This window comes from Vibrio crassostreae 9ZC13, assembly GCF_000272045.2.
In the GTDB taxonomy this organism is placed as follows: domain Bacteria; phylum Pseudomonadota; class Gammaproteobacteria; order Enterobacterales; family Vibrionaceae; genus Vibrio; species Vibrio crassostreae_C.
Map to the genome: position 1 here is coordinate 576,687 of NZ_AJYZ02000041.1, position 15,763 is coordinate 592,449.

At 45.2% G+C, this 15,763-nt stretch carries 15 protein-coding genes, 1 tRNA gene and 1 riboswitch; of the genes, 8 read left to right on the forward strand and 8 right to left on the reverse strand.

Going from position 1 to position 15,763, the window contains the following annotated elements; translation table 11 throughout:
- Positions 1-129: 129 nt before the first annotated feature.
- The 7 genes from A136_RS17085 to A136_RS17115 form a co-directional block, all read right to left on the reverse strand.
- On the reverse strand, positions 130-822 hold the full coding sequence (locus A136_RS17085; RefSeq protein WP_012603531.1) for an electron transport complex subunit E: 693 nt from the start codon (positions 820-822) through the stop codon (positions 130-132).
- Positions 822-1,451: an electron transport complex subunit RsxG gene (rsxG, locus tag A136_RS17090; protein WP_017061171.1), complete on the reverse strand. Its 630-nt coding sequence runs from the start codon at positions 1,449-1,451 to the stop codon at positions 822-824. The genes A136_RS17085 and rsxG overlap by 1 nt, the downstream gene beginning before the upstream one ends.
- Before the next feature lie 13 nt (positions 1,452-1,464).
- On the reverse strand, positions 1,465-2,511 hold the full coding sequence (rsxD, locus tag A136_RS17095; protein ID WP_017063459.1) for an electron transport complex subunit RsxD: 1,047 nt from the start codon (positions 2,509-2,511) through the stop codon (positions 1,465-1,467).
- Positions 2,511-4,949, reverse strand: a complete 2,439-nt coding sequence (gene rsxC, locus A136_RS17100) for an electron transport complex subunit RsxC (RefSeq protein ID WP_017063460.1) — start codon at positions 4,947-4,949, stop codon at positions 2,511-2,513. The genes rsxD and rsxC overlap by 1 nt, the downstream gene beginning before the upstream one ends.
- 7 nt (positions 4,950-4,956) lie before the next feature.
- Positions 4,957-5,550, reverse strand: a complete 594-nt coding sequence (rsxB, locus tag A136_RS17105) for an electron transport complex subunit RsxB (RefSeq protein WP_004734040.1) — start codon at positions 5,548-5,550, stop codon at positions 4,957-4,959.
- A 2-nt stretch (positions 5,551-5,552) separates the two neighbouring features.
- A complete protein-coding gene (rsxA, locus tag A136_RS17110; protein WP_004734039.1) occupies positions 5,553-6,131 on the reverse strand; it encodes an electron transport complex subunit RsxA in 579 nt (192 codons plus the stop codon).
- A 485-nt stretch (positions 6,132-6,616) separates the two neighbouring features.
- Positions 6,617-6,692, reverse strand: a tRNA-Asn gene (locus tag A136_RS17115).
- A 509-nt stretch (positions 6,693-7,201) separates the two neighbouring features.
- Here A136_RS17115 and uvrB point away from each other — a divergent pair.
- The 3 genes from uvrB to luxU all read left to right on the forward strand — a co-directional run bounded on the left by uvrB (position 7,202) and on the right by luxU (position 11,292).
- Positions 7,202-9,232, forward strand: a complete 2,031-nt coding sequence (uvrB, locus tag A136_RS17120; protein WP_017063461.1) for an excinuclease ABC subunit UvrB — start codon at positions 7,202-7,204, stop codon at positions 9,230-9,232.
- Positions 9,233-9,534: 302 nt separating this feature from the next.
- Positions 9,535-10,923: a quorum-sensing sigma-54 dependent transcriptional regulator LuxO gene (gene luxO / locus A136_RS17125; protein ID WP_004734031.1), complete on the forward strand. Its 1,389-nt coding sequence runs from the start codon at positions 9,535-9,537 to the stop codon at positions 10,921-10,923.
- Between the two features lie 24 nt (positions 10,924-10,947).
- Positions 10,948-11,292, forward strand: coding sequence for a quorum-sensing phosphorelay protein LuxU (gene luxU, locus A136_RS17130; protein ID WP_017063462.1), 345 nt, complete (start codon positions 10,948-10,950; stop codon positions 11,290-11,292).
- Positions 11,293-11,382: 90 nt separating this feature from the next.
- Here luxU and A136_RS17135 read toward each other — a convergent pair whose 3' ends face one another.
- On the reverse strand, positions 11,383-12,270 hold the full coding sequence (locus tag A136_RS17135; RefSeq protein WP_017063463.1) for a YvcK family protein: 888 nt from the start codon (positions 12,268-12,270) through the stop codon (positions 11,383-11,385).
- A 194-nt stretch (positions 12,271-12,464) separates the two neighbouring features.
- A riboswitch (molybdenum cofactor riboswitch) is annotated at positions 12,465-12,617 on the forward strand.
- Between A136_RS17135 and moaA the strand changes: the two genes are divergently transcribed.
- The 5 genes from moaA to moaE all read left to right on the forward strand — a co-directional run bounded on the left by moaA (position 12,606) and on the right by moaE (position 15,386).
- The gene (gene moaA / locus A136_RS17140) at positions 12,606-13,595 is read left to right on the forward strand and encodes a GTP 3',8-cyclase MoaA (RefSeq protein WP_009848642.1); all 990 of its coding nucleotides are present in this window, start codon (positions 12,606-12,608) and stop codon (positions 13,593-13,595) included. It overlaps the preceding riboswitch by 12 nt.
- Positions 13,596-13,681: 86 nt before the next feature.
- Positions 13,682-14,194, forward strand: a complete 513-nt coding sequence (gene moaB / locus A136_RS17145; RefSeq protein ID WP_004734027.1) for a molybdenum cofactor biosynthesis protein B — start codon at positions 13,682-13,684, stop codon at positions 14,192-14,194.
- 12 nt (positions 14,195-14,206) lie between these two features.
- On the forward strand, positions 14,207-14,686 hold the full coding sequence (moaC, locus tag A136_RS17150; protein WP_017063464.1) for a cyclic pyranopterin monophosphate synthase MoaC: 480 nt from the start codon (positions 14,207-14,209) through the stop codon (positions 14,684-14,686).
- Complete coding sequence (gene moaD / locus A136_RS17155) at positions 14,683-14,928, forward strand: molybdopterin synthase sulfur carrier subunit (protein WP_017063465.1); 246 nt, start codon at positions 14,683-14,685, stop codon at positions 14,926-14,928. The genes moaC and moaD overlap by 4 nt, the downstream gene beginning before the upstream one ends.
- A gap of 2 nt (positions 14,929-14,930) precedes the next feature.
- Positions 14,931-15,386 (forward strand): molybdopterin synthase catalytic subunit MoaE, encoded by a 456-nt coding sequence (gene moaE, locus A136_RS17160; RefSeq protein ID WP_017062176.1) that lies wholly within the window; start codon positions 14,931-14,933, stop codon positions 15,384-15,386.
- The last annotated feature ends 377 nt before the right edge of the window (positions 15,387-15,763 follow it).

A 15,763-nucleotide genomic window follows, 5' to 3' on the forward strand; every position in this document is an offset into this window, starting at 1 on the left:
TTGGATTGCTTCTGCTTTATCATCGGTTACGCGCTCTTATGAGCGTCATTATTATATGTACTGTTTAGATCTGATTTCCCCCGCTGAGTGGTTGAGCTAACTCAGCGAGGTTTAAGCTAATTTAACTTATTAGGCATTGGTAACGCGAGCGCGTTCAATGACTGGTTTTTCTTGTTTTGGTTGTCTAGATTTTGCTTGGTTATCGATGATATTTTTCAAAGCAATTAAGAAACCAACACCAATGAAGGCACCCGGTGGAAGCAGGGCTAACAAGAAGCTGTTATCAAATTGGAATATCTGGATTCGTAACACCGAAGCCCAGTCACCAAGCAGCAGGTCTGCGCCATCAAATAGGGTCCCGTTACCAATAATCTCACGCATCGCACCTAACACGACCAATACTGATGTCATGCCTAGACCCATCCAGAAACCATCTTGAGCCGCTGGTAGCACTTCATTTTTTGAAGCGAAGGCTTCCGCACGACCAATGATGATGCAGTTGGTTACGATCAGCGGGATGAAGATACCCAAAGAGAGGTAAAGCCCATAGGCGTAAGCGTTCATCAGCAATTGAACACAGGTTACTAGCGAGGCAATGATCATTACGAATACTGGGATACGTACTTCTTTTGGCACATGATTACGAACCAAAGAAACAGAAACGTTTGAGCCGACCAGTACAAGCAAGGTAGCAATGCCTAGCCCAAGTGCGTTAGTGACTGTTGACGATACAGCCAGCAGCGGACATAACCCAAGAAGTTGCACTAGGGCAGGGTTATTGGCCCACATGCCATTTTTGATCAATGTTTTATGATCACTCATTATTCACCACCACAATTTAGAGGTTGAGCAAGCAATGCTTGGTTGTTTTGGTTAACGTACTGGACCGCTTGTTTGACTGACTTCACGACTGCTCTTGGCGTGATAGTAGCGCCAGTAAACTGGTCAAAATCACCACCGTCTTTACGAACCTTCCAACGGTCTAGATTAGAATCCGTCACTTGCTTACCTGCAAACGAAAGAATCCAATCACTCACACGCAGATCAATCTTATCACCCAAGCCCGGAGTCTCTTGGTGAGAAAGCACGCGAGTACCTAAAATAGTACCGTCAGTTTTCATTCCAACAATGACTTTAATCGCGCCATTGTAGCCGTCTGGTGCAATCGCTTCGATCGCAATCGCGCTTGGCTCACCATTAAGCTTAGCAATGTAAGCCGGCATCGCTTGCTCAGTACCAAGCTCTTCTGCTTGAACCAAAGTACAAGACGAAAACAGCTCGTTGTCGTGCTGATCGTGTGGGATCACTTGGTTAAGAACAGACAGTAACTGAGCCTGTTCTTGTTGTTTGATCTGATCTTTGGTCAGGTAGTGAGTTACCGCGACCAAACCCGTCGAAGCACACGCAAAAATCGCGAGTACAAGGCCGTTTTTCTTAATTGCATTTAGCATGGTATCCGCTCCCTTAGTGACCGTATGTGCGAGGTTTGGTGTAGTAGTCAATCAGTGGAACACACATGTTGGCTAACAATACAGCAAACGCCACGCCATCAGGGAAACCACCCCAACTGCGGATGATAAAGACTAAACCGCCGATCAGAGCGCCAAACACTAAGCGACCTTTGACTGTCGTGGATGCTGAAACTGGGTCGGTTGCAATAAAGAATGCACCAAGCATAGTCGCGCCAGACAGAAGGTGAATGGTTGGAGAAGCGGTTTCACCAGGAGTGAGCACTAAGAACACTAAGCTAAACAGAGTAAGACTGCCGATGAAAGCCACAGGGATATACCATTGAATAACACGTTGCTTAATCAGCACTAAACCGCCGATTAGGTAAGCAAGGTTTACCCACTCCCAGCCTACGCCAGCTAACCAACTAAATTGAGGTTGAGATAGTGCTTCTGAGGCAGTATTGCCTGCCGTTAATGCCGTTTTGAATGCATCAAGCGGCGTCGCCATTGTGGTGCCATCAATGCCAAGGCGTGCTTGTTGCAGAGACAAACCTTCGTTATTGAAGCCAGTAAAGATCATCAAGAATGAGTCAATAAAGCTTGTTGCTTCTGCTGTCAGGCTCGCGGGAGCATTCCAACTGGTCATTTGAACTGGGAATGAAATCAGCAAAACAACGTAAGCGACCATCGCAGGGTTAAATGGGTTCTGCCCTAGGCCGCCGTATAAGTGTTTCGCGATAATAATAGCGAAGAACATACCAATGACGAGGATCCACCACGGAGAGTGTGGGGGAATCGCGACACTCAGTAGCCAAGCGGTTACAACAGCACTGTAATCACGCAGTGCCATTACTGGCGGGCGTTTTCTCAATAGCATGACGGCTGCTTCAAAGGTTACAGCAAGTGCAATAGCAAATACTAACTGGATGAGGGTACCCCATCCAAAGAAGTAGGTTTGAGCTAGTAGACCTGGCAATGCACAAATAGCCACCCATTTCATTAGATCTGGGGTGCTTCTACGGCTATGCGCGTGCGGTGAGCTGGCGATAAAGAAGGCCACTACTCTTTCTCCTCATTGTTCTTTTTATCTAGCTCTTGCTGCGCCTTTCTTGCTTTAGCACGAGCAATTGCGGCAGCAACCGCTGCTTTTTTAGGATCGACTGGTTCTTGTTGAGTCTCAGTCTTAATGTCGGTCACAGGCTTAAGTGTTTCTTCTGTCTCGGACTGTTTCGCTTGCTGTGTTTTCTTCGCTTTAGCGCGAGCTATTGCACCGACTGCATCTTTCTTGGTATCGCCAGAGCTTTCAACCGGAGCTTCACTTTCGGTTAGAGTAGCTGACTCCGCTTGTTGAGCTTTCTTGGCTTTAGCGCGAGCGATGGCTGCAGCAACAGCGGCTTTCTTAGGGTCGCCAGAGCTTTCAACCGGAGCTTCACTTGCGGTTTGAGTAGCTGATTCTTCTTGTTGAGCTTTCTTCGCTTTAGCTCGAGCAATAGCAGCAGCGACGGCGTCTTTCTTAGCATCGCCAGAGCTTTCAGCCGGAGCTTCACTTGCGGTTTGAGTAGCTGATTCTGCTTGTTGAGCTTTCTTCGCTTTAGCTCGAGCGATAGCAGCAGCAACGGCGTCTTTCTTCGCGTCGCCAGAGCTTTCAGCTGGAGCTTCACTTTCGGTTTGAGTAGCTGACTCCGCTTGTTGTGCTTTCTTGGCTTTAGCGCGAGCAATAGCGGCAGCAACGGCGTCTTTCTTCGTATCGCCTGAGCTTTCTGCAGGAGTATCGGCTGCTGCTTGTTGTGCCTTGCGCTCTCTCGCTTGACGCTTGCGCTCTTCACGCAGTTTAGACATTTCAGAGTTGTCTGGTTCAGCGCCTTCCGCTTTTTGAGCTGCAGCTTGTTTCGCTTTTGCCTTCGCAATAGCGGCAGCAACCGCAGGTTTCACTGCTGGTTCTTCATTCGGAGCCTGATCCGCAGCGGCTTTTTGTGCTTTAACACGAGCAATCGCAGCAGCAATAGCATCATCACCGCCGGATGTTTTCATATCTTTACGGCGGTTATCTGCGGCTTTTTTAAAGCGGTTTTCACGTTCGGCTTTATCACGCTCCATACGAGCGTTCTTCTCTTCAAAACGAATCTTGGCGCGTTCTGCAGCAGCGGCTTCATCTTTTCGAGTTTTGATTTCAGCTTTTGCTTGGCGATAGTACTGAACAAGAGGGATTTCGCTTGGGCAGACAAATGCACATGCACCACATTCAATACAGTCTTTAATATTTAGCTCTTCACACTTATCCAACTCGTTGGCTTTGGCGTGCCATTGCAGTTGTTGAGGAAGTAGAGACGCAGGGCAAGCTTCAGCACATGCGCTGCAACGGATACATTCCATCTCGTAAGTGCTTGGTGAGATCTCACGACGCGTTGGCGCCAAAATACAGTTCGACGTTTTGGTGATTGGCACATTGGCATGCGGCAAGGTAAAGCCCATCATCGGGCCGCCCAAAATTAAACGCGGCAGTTTTTTATCTGCTTTGTAGCCAAACTCTTCAAGTAACTCATGTACTGGTGTGCCTAATAGCGCCCAAACGTTACGAGGTTGCTTAAAGGTTTTACCGGTTAATGTCACAACGCGGTTAACCACAGGTTCGCCGTCAATTACCGCTCGCTTAATCGAGTAAAGAGAGCCGACGTTCTGAACCAAAACACCAATGTCTGCAGGAATGCCGCCAGCTGGAACCTCTTTGTTGGTGAGGATCTTGATAAGTTGCTTCTCACCACCAGAAGGGTATTTGGTTGGGATAACGCGAATGACGATATCTTTGTCTTTCGCTGCAATCTCAAGTGCTTTTATCGCATCTGGTTTGTTGTCTTCAATGCCGATAACCGTCAGCTTTGGTTGAAGAATGTGTTCAACCACTTCGATGCCTTTTAATACTTCGTCGGCATGTTCTTGAAGCAACTTGTCATCAGAGGTGATGTAAGGTTCACATTCCGCAGCGTTGACGATCAAAATGTCGGTACGACCTAAGCCTGATTGAAGCTTCTTAGCCGTAGGGAAACCTGCGCCGCCCATGCCTGAAATACCAGCTTGGCGAATCACATCAAGCAGTTCGTCAGAAGTCTTTGTCGAAAAATCTTCAACTGGATTTTTTTCAATCCAAGTGTCTAGGCCATCAGGTTTAATAACCACGCATATTTCGCTCAAGCCTGAAGGGTGAGCGGTAGTTCGCGGTTCGATAGCGGTAATCACACCCGATGTTGGTGCGTGTACTGGCAAAGTAAAACCTGTGTCTAAGGCCGTAAGTTGCTGACCTTTTAACACAGTGTTGCCAGCAGCAACCAATAGGTTCCCCGGCTTACCGATGTGCTGTTTCACAGGAAGAACGATTTCTTCTGGAAGCCTTGCATGGACGATATCAGTAGTATTCGACTGTTTCTTGTTTTCAGCAGGGTGCACGCCACCAGGGAAGTTCCAAATAGAGCCCGTGCGAATTTGTTCAATTAAAGAGATCATACTAACCCTATGCTTTAGGCTCTGACGCAGTCGCATCAGTCGCTTGGTTAGTGATATCAGTAACAGGGATGATGTTCATCTGCCATTTCCAATTTTCAGTCGTTGTTGCCACTGGAATCATTTCAATACAGTCAGTAGGGCACGGTGCGACACATAGATCACAACCTGTACATTCATCTTTAATTACTGTGTGCAGTGCCTTGGTGCCACCAACAATGGCGTCAACAGGGCAGGCTTGAATACACTTGGTACAGCCGATACACATATCTTCGTGAATGAAGGCAACGGTTTTTACTTTGTTATCTAAGTCATGAGCGGAGTCTTCAACTTCTACGCCCATTAAATCTGCTAGCTTCTCAATGGTTGCTTGGCCGCCCGGAGGACATTTGTTGATCTTGTCTCCGTTAGCGATCGCCTCTGCGTATGGGCGACAGCCAGGGTAGCCACACTGGCCACATTGAGTTTGCGGTAAAATGGTGTCGATTTGATCGACGATAGGATCAGCTTCAACTTTAAAACGGATAGAAGCAAAGCCCAAAATAGCGCCAAAAACAGCGGCTAAAACGGCTAGCGCAATGATCGCAATTAAAATGGTACTCATGTTTATTTCACCAACCCAGTAAAGCCCATGAATGCCAGAGACATTAGGCCTGCTGTGATCATCGCAATCGATGCGCCTTTGAATGGCATTGGAACATCAGCAACCGCAATACGTTCACGCATTGCAGCAAATAAGATCAATACAAGAGAGAAACCCACCGCTGCGCCGAAACCATAGATGATCGACTGAATGAAGTTGTGGTTTTCATTGATGTTCAGAAGTGCCACACCTAATACAGCGCAGTTGGTGGTGATAAGAGGCAGGAAGATACCCAACAGGCGATATAGAGTTGGGCTGGTTTTGTGAACGACCATTTCCGTAAATTGAACAACTACCGCGATAACCAAGATGAAACTCATGGTACGCAGGTATTCAATACCCAGGGGGGTAAGGATGTAGGTTTCTACTAGGTATGCAGATACCGACGCTAACGTCAGAACGAAAGTCGTCGCGAGGCCCATGCCAATCGCAGTCTCCAGTTTCTTGGAGACTCCCATGAAAGGACATAGCCCTAAAAACTTCACTAGCACAAAGTTATTGACCAGCACAGTGCCAACCAACAACAAAAGGTATTCGGTCATAATGGATTAATTCTTGAGATTCCGATCCCGATATTATCCTGCTTTGCTTACCTAATAACAACCAAGGATCACTAGGGATTTAGACACTTGGTGAAAAAAACATCAGGTAATCGATTGATTATTAAAGTTACCGTAAGTATAGACGGCCAATTTTTACTTCGTGAGACAAGTTTGTAGGAGTAGTTGAATTGGATCTTTCATAAGATCATTCTTGAATTGAGCTCGATTTGCTTCCTAAGAATAGGGTCATATTTGTGGATTTTGGTGCTCAGAACTATCAAAAGAGAAGGAAAGCTGCGAGTCGAATACGTTCCCAAACCGCTAAAACGCAAAAAGCCGCATCGAGTGATGCGGCTTCTTTAAATTTGGCCCCCTTGTCGAGACTTGAACGCGGGCGGCTAGGTTTGTGACATTAACTTGGAACAAGTTAGTCGCAGTTATATACGAAAAAAGCCCAATCTTTCGATTGAGCTTTTTTCTGAATTTGGCTCCCCTTGCAAGACTTGAACTTGCGACATACGGATTAACAGTCCGCCGTTCTACCAACTGAACTAAAGGGGAATTGCTTGTTAGCGACGCGAATTCTAATAATAGTCCGAATTTCTGTCAATAAAAAATAGCAGAAAAAAATAATATAAAAAACTTTACTTTCTTGGACGCCTTACCGGATTTAGCTTTTCTTCAGTTATCCACCAAAATTGTGGATAAGTGTGTGCGTGATACTTTAATAACAATAATTGGGATAAATCTGAGAATGTAAAAATCCAAGATAAGATAATGTATTTAAAGGATTTTCATCAAAATATCACGATTGTATAACTTTTGGCGATTATAAAACATACAGTAAAACAAGTGCTATTTTTAGATTTTTTGGGGAAAAGTAGTGGATGAAAAATTGAGCAATTTAGCTGAAGAGATCTTGCAAGGGCACGGATAATACCAAGTTCTAAAAATAAAAGCTATCACTGATATCTAATCTTAAGATGCATTTCTCTAGATAATAGTTGCAACGACATAGCTCCTAGAGTGACAATGACCTGATTAAATACACAGTATGGAAATGGCGACCTATGAGTAAACTCTTTGACTTGGTATCGGACTATAGCCCGTCCGGTGACCAGCCGACAGCGATAACCAGATTACTAGATGGATTAGATTCTGGTTTGGCACATCAAACTCTATTAGGGGTAACGGGCTCTGGTAAAACCTTTACTCTTGCCAACGTCATTTCTCAATCTCAAAGACCAGCAATCTTGTTAGCGCCTAACAAAACGTTGGCAGCTCAACTTTATGGCGAGATGAAATCCTTCTTTCCGAATAACTCCGTTGAGTACTTTGTTTCTTACTACGATTATTACCAACCGGAAGCCTACGTTCCAACCACGGATACCTTTATCGAGAAAGATGCGTCGATAAATGCTCATATTGAGCAAATGAGACTTTCAGCTACCAAAGCTTTGTTAGAAAGAAAAGATGCCATTATTGTTGCTTCTGTATCGGCTATCTACGGTCTTGGTGATCCTAAGTCTTATTTGAAGATGATGCTGCACTTGAGTCGTGGTGAGGTGATGGATCAGCGAGACATCCTACGCCGCTTGGCTGAGCTGCAATATTCAAGAAACGATGTCGCATTTGAACGTGGTCAGTTCCGTGTTCGTGGTGAGGTGATTGATATCTTCCCAGCAGAATCTGACCAAGATGCGGTTCGAATTGAAATGTTCGATGACGAAGTGGACTGCATTAGTATTTTTGATCCTCTGACTGGTGCGGTGAAACAAAGAGACTTACCGCGTTTTACCGTTTATCCAAAAACTCACTATGTCACCCCAAGAGAGAAGATCCTTGAGGCGATTGAGAAAATTAAAGATGAGTTGCGCGATAGGGCTCAATACCTAAAAGACAACAACAAACTGTTAGAAGAACAGCGTATTTCTCAAAGAACTCAGTTTGATATCGAGATGATGACGGAGTTGGGTTTCTGTTCCGGTATCGAAAACTATTCACGATACTTGAGCGGCCGTGCGGAAGGGGAAGCGCCTCCAACGTTATTTGATTACCTGCCTGATGATGGTTTGCTGATCATCGATGAGTCACACGTAACTGTGCCGCAAATTGGCGCCATGTATAAAGGCGACCGCTCTCGTAAAGAGACTTTGGTTGAGTTTGGCTTTAGGTTGCCTTCTGCGTTGGATAACCGTCCGATGAAATTTGAAGAGTTCGAATCGATCGCGCCACAAACCATTTTTGTGTCGGCCACGCCGGGTAATTATGAGATTGAGAAATCAGATGGTGAGATTGCTGATCAAGTGGTGCGTCCTACTGGTCTGTTAGACCCAATCATCGAAGTAAGACCTGTCGCGACTCAGGTGGATGACTTGCTGTCTGAAATCAGAATCCGTTCAGTGAAAGAAGAGCGTGTGCTTGTCACGACGCTAACTAAACGAATGGCAGAAGACTTAACCGAATACCTTAGTGAGCATGGTGTTAAGGTTCGTTACTTGCATTCAGATATCGATACCGTTGAGCGTGTAGAGATCATTCGAGACCTACGTTTGGGCGAGTTCGACGTGTTAGTGGGCATTAACTTACTTCGTGAAGGTTTGGATATGCCGGAAGTATCGCTGGTGGCGATTCTTGATGCAGATAAAGAGGGCTTCTTGCGTTCTGAGCGTTCTCTGATCCAAACCATTGGTCGTGCAGCTCGTAACTTGGAAGGTAGAGCTATCTTGTATGGTGATTCAATCACCAAGTCGATGAGAAAAGCAATTGATGAGACTGATCGCCGTAGAGAAAAACAACAAGCTTACAACGAAGAGCAAGGTATTACGCCACAAGCGCTTAAACGTAATATCAAAGATATTATGGAGTTGGGTGATCTAACCAAGTCGAAGCAGCAGCGCCAATCGAAGCAAGTTCCTCTATCTAAGGTTGCAGAGCCTTCTGAAAGTTATGCAGTACTTACACCGCAACAGCTTGATAAAGAGATCAGCAAGCTAGAAACTGCGATGTATCAGCATGCTCAGAACCTAGAATTTGAATTGGCCGCACAGAAGCGTGATGAAATTGAGCAGCTAAGAAAGCAGTTTATTACCAACAGCTAATCTCACTTTTCATTCGAAGAATTGTTCCCCTCAATACAAGAATTGAGAGTGTTTCAGGCAAAAAAACAGCCAGTAGTAAATGTTCTACTGGCTTACGTTTGTGAACACTCGGTCCACTAACAACGTCAGTTGGCTAGGTGACCCGAAGGTCATTTATACAGTTGCATCGTTCGTGCCAGATAGATAAAACATTGATTATTTGAAGTAAGTAAAAAAACACACTACAAATATTGTGGCTAATTTGCATAATGCAAAGCGGAATGCGACTATAATAAGAAATGCAAATTATAAATGGCTAGGATATGCAATCAAAAACGCTAGATAACAAATCGAAGTATTTGTTGATGGTCGAGGATACCGCTTCGGTAGCAGCTTTATATCGCTCGTATCTTACACCGCTCGAAATTGATATTAACATTGTCGGCACTGGCCGCGATGCAATCGAGAGTTTGAATCATCGAATCCCAGACCTTATTTTATTAGATCTACGTCTGCCTGACATGACGGGTATGGACGTGCTATTTGCTGTAAAACAAAAATACCCTGAAGTTCCGGTTATCTTCATGACGGCTCACGGTTCTATCGATACCGCCGTAGAAGCCATGCGTCATGGTTCTCAAGATTTCCTTATCAAGCCGTGTGAAGCCGACCGACTCCGTATTACGGTGAACAACGCGATCCGCAAAGCCACCAAACTTAAAAATAGCTCGGAACACCCGGGAAACCAAAATTACCAAGGTTTTATTGGTAGCAGCCAAACCATGCAGCAGGTTTACCGAACTATCGACTCTGCAGCATCGAGTAAGGCGAGCATTTTCATTACAGGTGAAAGTGGTACCGGTAAAGAGGTGTGTGCAGAAGCTATTCATGCGGCGAGTAAGCGTGGTGACAAGCCTTTCATCGCGATTAACTGTGCGGCTATCCCTAAAGATCTGATTGAAAGTGAGCTATTTGGCCACGTTAAAGGCGCCTTTACCGGTGCTGCAACCGATCGCCAAGGTGCCGCTGAACTCGCTGATGGCGGTACACTATTCCTTGATGAATTGTGCGAAATGGACTTAGAGCTACAAACTAAGCTGCTGCGCTTTATCCAAACCGGTACTTTCCAAAAAGTGGGCTCTTCGAAGATGAAGAGTGTCGACGTTCGTTTTGTGTGTGCGACCAACCGTGACCCTTGGAAAGAAGTACAAGAAGGTCGCTTTAGAGAAGATTTATACTATCGTTTATACGTGATTCCACTGCACTTACCGCCGTTGCGTGAGCGTGGTGAAGATGTCATCGAGATTGCGTACTCGCTGCTAGGCTACATGTCGGTCGAGGAGGGGAAGGCGTTTGTGCGTTTTGCTCAAGAAGTGCTTGATCGCTTTAATCAATATGAGTGGCCGGGTAACGTTCGTCAGCTACAAAACGTATTACGGAACGTGGTGGTATTGAATAACGGCAAAGAGATTACTCTCAACATGCTTCCACCACCATTGAACCAACCGATTGAAAACAGCCTGCGCTTGAAAGAAAAGCAGAACGAAGACATCACGGTAAAAGATATTTTCCCATTGTGGATCACTGAGAAGACGGCTATCGAACAGGCCATAAAAGCGTGTGACGGCAACATTCCCCGCGCGGCCGGTTTCTTAGATGTCAGTCCATCGACGATATACCGTAAGTTGCAAACGTGGAATGCGAAGCAGTAATCACCAAACAATAAGAAAATCATAATGACGAAAGTATTAAATCAGCAAAAAGTTGATGAGCTCGCCGGTGAAATAGGACAAGAGAATGTACCAGTTTTGCTGGAAATCTTCTTAGGTGAGTTGAAAGGCTACTACGAACATCTAGAGATAAATAAAGCGTCGGATACCTCTAAGTACTTGGCTGATATAAGCCATGCACTTAAGAGCAGCGCAGCAAGTTTTGGCGCAGACTCTTTGTGTAGTTTTGCGATTAGCTTAGACGCAAAAGTGAAGCAAGCATTGCCTGTAACCGAGATTGATTTCCAAGATATGCAAGAGCTACTGTTATCAACGTACACTGAATATCAGCAATTGATGACGGATCTCTAAAGCGGCTAGTTATTAAACAGACTAAAAAAGGAGCATGATGCTCCTTTTTTGTTTTTACTGGTCTCTATCGTCTAGCCTAAGCTACAAGCATTAAGCCAGTTGATCCCTAATCGCTTGTTGGAGTTTTAAACGGTCGTGTCGCCAATCTCGGTTAGGAGAGGCAAGATCAGTGGTCACACAATTCCATTGCCCTTCCAATTCAGGGTGTGGTTCATTGCCCAGTACAATGTCTATCTTTCTTGCCTTACAGGTACGTTCACACCACTCCAATTGTTCTTGAAGCGTCATTTTTCCTGCAGGGCCGTGTTCTGGCGAAAGGTTTTCAACAAAGATAACTTTTGCCTTGGTATTTTCCGCGATTGCTTTGCCAATTTCTGGCAGTAGCAGCGGGGGCATCACACTGGTTAAAAAGCTTCCTGGTCCAAGGACAATGCAGTCTGCTTGCTCAACGGCAGCAACGGCTTCTTTGGTTGCTGGCACTTCTGGAGACAAGTCCATCATGCGCAGCTTTTCCGTCATGTCATCAACGTTGGTTTCGCCGGTAACCCAGCGGCCGTCCATTGATAGAGCCGTGAGGTCTGAAGGATGCTCAGTCATCGGCACGATATTGACATCGACCTTGAGCATATTTCGAATTAGGTTAATTGCTTCCAATGGGCGAACGGAAAGGTTGTCTAGCGCCGTTAGCATTAGGTTACCCAAGTTATGACCGTCTAGCTCACCTTGACCACGAAAGCGGTATTCGAACATCATCGAACTGATTGAAGGCTCTGTGATTAATTGGTTGATACAGTTGCGTGTATCTCCCCATGCGATGCCACCTTGGCAATCTCTAATACGTCCGGTGGAACCGCCGTTATCTGTCGTTGCAACAATGCCAGTTGCGTTGTTACCAAAGTCTTTTAATGCAGCTAACATGCGACCTAAGCCATGGCCACCGCCGATTGCTACGACTTTCTTTGAAGAGTAAATATTCATTTATTGTTCTTGTTAGGTTATTACCAACTATAATTTAGGTTAAATGCTTCTCGCTATATACTCAACAAGAGTTATTTTGAGCGTTTGATACGTTTTTTTTGCCGATGTGACCCGTTTTTTACCATCAGAGCTAGATTCACGTACAAATATTAAGTATTTTATTACTCAGCTACTGCGCGTGTGAATATAACGCTCAGTTGCCATAACTCCGAGCTCTCGCATGCTAAGTCGCACAGTGGTATTTGCTGTACCGATACGCATCAAGAGCCAGTGACATGTTGTCACAAGGGCTTAATTGGAAATGATTATGCCTCCCGTGTTTGGAAAGGTGTTCCGTGGCGCAACAATTCGAAGATAGATTCCATCGCAAGTTTTATTACTTGCGCTTGTCGGTTACAGACGTCTGTAACTTTAAATGTACTTACTGCTTACCAGATGGTTACAAACCGTCAGGGCAAAAAAACTCGTCTTTTTTAAGTGTTCCCGAGATCAAACGCGTTGTTAAAGCGTTTGCAGATTGTGGTACCTCAAAGATCCGCATTACAGGCGGAGAGCCGAGTCTGCGTAAAGACTTTCCCGAAATCATACATACCGTTGCTTCTACTCCAGGCATCGAAAAAGTAGCCACCACAACGAATGGCTACCGCATGGAGAAACAAGTAGGGCAATGGCGTGATGCTGGTTTAACCCATATAAACGTGAGCGTGGATAGTTTAGATTCGCGCATGTTCCATCAGATCACTGGTGAGAATAAGTTTACTGAGGTTATGCGAGGCATTGATAAAGCGTTTGAGGTTGGCTTTGAACAAGTCAAAGTCAACGTCGTATTAATGAAAGACCTCAATAGTCAGGAATTACCAGCCTTCCTTAATTGGATCAAAGACAAACCTATTCAATTACGTTTTATCGAGCTGATGAAAACCGGCGAGATGGACGAGTTGTTCGATAAACACCATGTGTCTGGCGTTGCGATCCGCAACCAGCTTATTGCTAATGGTTGGCTGTTAAAAGTCAAAGCTGTTAACGATGGCCCAGCACAAGTGTTTGTCCACCCAGACTACAAGGGTGAAATTGGTTTGATCATGCCTTACGAGAAAGATTTTTGTGAGAGTTGTAACCGACTGCGTGTTTCTGCGACCGGTAAACTTCACTTATGTCTGTTTGGCGACCATGGTGTTGAACTGAGAGATCTGATTCAAGAAGATCAACAAGAGCAAGAACTCATTGATCGAATTCAGGCTCAGCTTCAAACCAAGTCCGTTAGCCACTTCTTACACGATGGCAACAGCGGCATGACTCCAAACTTGGCGTCAATCGGCGGTTAACCCGCTACACACTCTAAAGCATTTTATCGCTCAGCTTCTTCAGGCTGGGCGAATCAGTCTAATGAAAAATTTATATAGGTGAACAAATGGGTCACGCAGAAAGCAAATTCCAAGCAGCAAACATCGCAGTACTAACGGTTTCAGATACTCGTACAGAAGAAAACGACACTTCAGGCGGTTACCTAGCAGAGCATGCTAAAGAAGCTGGCCACAATGTGGTTGATAAGCAAATCGTTATCGATGACATGTACAAGATCCGTGCGATCGTATCTAAATGGATCGCTGATGAAAGCGTACAAGCTATCATGATCACGGGTGGTACTGGTTTCACTTCTCGTGACAGCACGCCTGAAGCGCTTAAGCCACTGTTCGACAAAGAAGTAGAAGGCTTTGGTGAGCTATTCCGTCAAGTATCTTACGAAGAGATCGGTACTTCGACAATTCAATCTCGTGCGATTGCGGGTTTTGCTAACCACACGGTTATCTTTGCGATGCCAGGTTCTACAGGCGCTTGCCGCACCGGTTGGACTAAGATCATCAAGCAACAGATGGATGCTAGCCACCGTCCTTGTAACTTCATGCCACACCTTTCTGTATAAGGCGGTTTGAGTATGAGCAAATTTACACACATTAACGCGTCTGGCGAAGCAAACATGGTCGATGTATCGGCTAAAGCGGAAACAGTACGTGAAGCGAGAGCGGAAGCCTTCGTTCAAATGTCGGCAGAAACGCTAGAGCTGATTGTCTCTGGTAGCCACCATAAAGGTGATGTTTTCGCAACGGCACGTATTGCGGGTATTCAAGCGGCGAAGAAGACGTGGGATCTGATTCCCCTGTGTCACCCTCTGCTATTAACTAAAGTAGAAGTGCAGCTTGAAGCTATTGAGTCTGAAAACAAGGTTCGCATCGAATCTGTTTGTAAGCTTGCGGGTAAGACGGGCGTAGAGATGGAAGCGCTAACGGCTGCTTCTGTGGCTGCGTTAACGATTTACGATATGTGTAAAGCTGTTCAGAAAGACATTGTTATCGAAAACGTGCGCCTGCTAGAGAAGACAGGTGGTAAATCTGGTCACTTTAAGGTGGAGTCATGATTACAGTACTTTTCTTTGCTCAAACTCGTGAACTTGTTGGTGTGGACAGCGTTGAAGTTGATGCACAATTTAAGACGATTGAAGCGATTCGTAGTCATCTTGTGACACAAGAAGGCAAATGGGATATCGCATTGGAAGAGGGGAAGCTTCTGGCTGCACTTAACCAATCAATCGTACCTCTGACAGCTGAAGTGAAAGACGGCGACGAAGTGGCTTTCTTCCCACCAGTGACTGGAGGCTAAGCATGGATCCAAGAGTATTAGTGACAGCTGAGGACTTCTCGGTAGGCGACGAATACGACTACTTGGCTCAAGGTACAGCTGCCGGAGCGATTGTGACGTTCGTTGGTAAAGTTCGCGACATGAACCTTGGCGACAATGTGATTGGTTTGTCTCTGGAGCACTATCCGGGTATGACAGAAAAATCACTGAGCGAGATCTGTGACCAAGCTGAGGCTCGCTGGCCTATTCAGAAGATGCGTGTTATCCACCGTGTAGGTGACTTAGATATCGGCGACCAGATTGTTTACGTTGGTGTATCCAGTGCACACCGTGGTGCTGCATTTGAAGCCTGTGAATTCGTTATGGACTTCCTGAAAACCAAGGCTCCCTTTTGGAAAAAGGAACGCACGACCGAAACGACGCGTTGGGTTGATTCTCGTGATTCAGACACGAAAGCAGCGGAACGCTGGGAGAAGTAATTTCTCTTAAAGTGATGTTGCTTCAGCATTTACTCATTTGTATATGAGACAGTCAAAAACCGACCACTTAGGTCGGTTTTTTTGTACCTGCTATAAATCTATTTATAGATAATCATTGATTTGACAAATGATAATTCATTGTGGTTGCATATAAATTCAGCGCGTAATTTTGTCTTAATTGGTGCATTGGATAACCCGGTTTGGTGCAGAGCATTATGCTGTCTTGTATAAAGTGATTATCCTCACAAATAGTGTAGACGGTTTAGGTGATATGTGATGTGCAATTAGATTTCATGTGGCATTAATGTTAATTTGCGCTCAGTGTTCTAGCATAAGATGCTAAAAAAAAGTATCAACACAGATACATCAACACTAAA

Excerpts from the sequence above, each read along its gene's own strand:
- rsxG (WP_017061171.1), bottom strand. The coding sequence starts at position 1,451 with ATGCTAAATGCAATTAAGAAAAACGGCCTTGTACTCGCGATTTTTGCG.
- rsxB (WP_004734040.1), bottom strand. The coding sequence starts at position 5,550 with ATGAGTACCATTTTAATTGCGATCATTGCGCTAGCCGTTTTAGCCGCT.
- uvrB (WP_017063461.1), top strand. The coding sequence starts at position 7,202 with ATGAGTAAACTCTTTGACTTGGTATCGGACTATAGCCCGTCCGGTGAC.
- moaB (WP_004734027.1), top strand. The coding sequence starts at position 13,682 with ATGGGTCACGCAGAAAGCAAATTCCAAGCAGCAAACATCGCAGTACTA.
- luxO (WP_004734031.1), top strand. The coding sequence starts at position 9,535 with ATGCAATCAAAAACGCTAGATAACAAATCGAAGTATTTGTTGATGGTC.
- luxU (WP_017063462.1), top strand. The coding sequence starts at position 10,948 with ATGACGAAAGTATTAAATCAGCAAAAAGTTGATGAGCTCGCCGGTGAA.
- A136_RS17135 (WP_017063463.1), bottom strand. The coding sequence starts at position 12,270 with ATGAATATTTACTCTTCAAAGAAAGTCGTAGCAATCGGCGGTGGCCAT.
- rsxC (WP_017063460.1), bottom strand. The coding sequence starts at position 4,949 with ATGATCTCTTTAATTGAACAAATTCGCACGGGCTCTATTTGGAACTTC.
- rsxA (WP_004734039.1), bottom strand. The coding sequence starts at position 6,131 with ATGACCGAATACCTTTTGTTGTTGGTTGGCACTGTGCTGGTCAATAAC.
- moaD (WP_017063465.1), top strand. The coding sequence starts at position 14,683 with ATGATTACAGTACTTTTCTTTGCTCAAACTCGTGAACTTGTTGGTGTG.
- moaC (WP_017063464.1), top strand. The coding sequence starts at position 14,207 with ATGAGCAAATTTACACACATTAACGCGTCTGGCGAAGCAAACATGGTC.
- A136_RS17085 (WP_012603531.1), bottom strand. The coding sequence starts at position 822 with ATGAGTGATCATAAAACATTGATCAAAAATGGCATGTGGGCCAATAAC.
- moaE (WP_017062176.1), top strand. The coding sequence starts at position 14,931 with ATGGATCCAAGAGTATTAGTGACAGCTGAGGACTTCTCGGTAGGCGAC.